General features: G+C 69.2%; 1 protein-coding gene. It reads left to right on the forward strand.

The genetic code is table 11. The features are described 5' to 3' along the window. Positions 1-405 precede the first annotated feature (405 nt). A complete protein-coding gene (locus ACF1AG_RS34815) occupies positions 406-1,446 on the forward strand; it encodes an IS30 family transposase (RefSeq protein ID WP_391811054.1) in 1,041 nt (346 codons plus the stop codon). Positions 1,447-1,482: the final 36 nt, after the last annotated feature.

The raw sequence follows: 1,482 nt of genomic DNA on the forward strand, positions 1-1,482 counted from the left end.
CTTGGGTTCTAACGGTCCTCGCAACACCCGCGATCTGTGGGAGTTGCGAGGACCGTGGCCGTTGGACGCGATGATCTTGCGGGGATGCGGGAGCGTTTCCTTGCGCGGCTGGATGCCGTGGGGAACGTGACCGTGGTGGCGCGTGAGCTGGGGGTGAACCGGAACACTGCTTTCAGCTGGGCCCGGAAGGCCGGACGGAGCTCGGTGCGCCTGCCGCGCCGGCATCCCGGGCGGGACGAGTACGAGCGGCTTCGGGCCGCCGGTGTCGCCCGCCGGGTCGCGGCCCGGCAGGTCGGCGTGAACGAGCGCACGGCCAAGGACTGGGACTGGGGCGTCAAGAAGACCGCCACCACACGCACTTACGCCGACGGCCGCCGTGTCGACTACGCCACCGGGACCGTCACGATGTGCGGTGTGACCACGGCACCGGTGGGCCTGACGGCCCTGGAAAAGCAGCTCCACCCGCGGTTCCTGACGCTCGCCGAGCGCGAGAAGATCCGTGATCTGCGCGCGGCGGGTCAGTCGCTGCGGGCTATCGGGCGTGCTCTGGGGCGGCCGGCGAGCACGGTCAAGCGGGAGATCGATGCCAACATAGGCACCGAGGGCTACCAGCCCTACGCCGCCCACCGCGCCGCCGCGGCGCGCAGGCCCCGGCCCAAGGAACGCAAGCTGGTGCGTGAGGGACGGCTGCGCCGCTTCGTCCAGGACGGACTGCGCAGGCGGTGGTCGCCGCAGCAGATCTGTCACGCTCTACGCAGAGAACATCCCGACGACGAGAGCATGCGGGTGAGCGTGGAAACGGTCTACCAGGCGCTGTACTTCCAGGCCCGCGGTGGCCTGAAACGGGAAGTGCAGGCAGCCATCCGTTCCGGCCGGACCCGCCGCAAACCACGCAGGGACCCCCAGCGGCGCACCCCACGGTTCACCGACCCGATGGTGATGATCAGCGACCGTCCCGCCGATATCGAGGACCGGGCCGTGCCCGGTCACTGGGAAGGCGACCTGATCATCGGCCAGGGCGGCCGCTCCGCGATCGCCACCCTGGTCGAGCGCAGCACCCGTTACACCATGCTGGTCCACCTGCCGGGCGGAGCCCACGACGCCGAGACCGTCCGTGACGGCCTCGTCGCCACGATCCAGACCCTGCCCGGCCACCTGCGCGGCTCTCTCACCTGGGACCAGGGCAGCGAGATGGCACGCCACAAGCAGTTCAGCATGGCCACCGGCATGCCCGTCTACTTCTGCGACCCGGCATCGCCCTGGCAGCGCGGCTCGAACGAGAACACCAACGGGCTGCTACGGCAGTACTTCCCCAAGGGCACCGACCTGAGCGTCCACAGTCCCGAAGATCTCGAACACGTCGCCCAGGAACTCAACGGCCGCCCACGCAAGACGCTCGACTGGGATACCCCAGCCGAGCGTCTACGTGATCTACTCACCACCTGAAACCAGGCGGTGTTGCGACGACCCCTTGAACCCAAG

Origin of the sequence: Streptomyces sp. NPDC014764 (assembly GCF_043082785.1) — a bacterium.
In the GTDB taxonomy this organism is placed as follows: domain Bacteria; phylum Actinomycetota; class Actinomycetes; order Streptomycetales; family Streptomycetaceae; genus Streptomyces; species Streptomyces althioticus.

Bases quoted from the DNA above. Each gene is read 5' to 3' on its own strand.
- ACF1AG_RS34815 (WP_391811054.1), top strand. From the start codon at position 406: ATGTGCGGTGTGACCACGGCACCGGTGGGCCTGACGGCCCTGGAAAAG.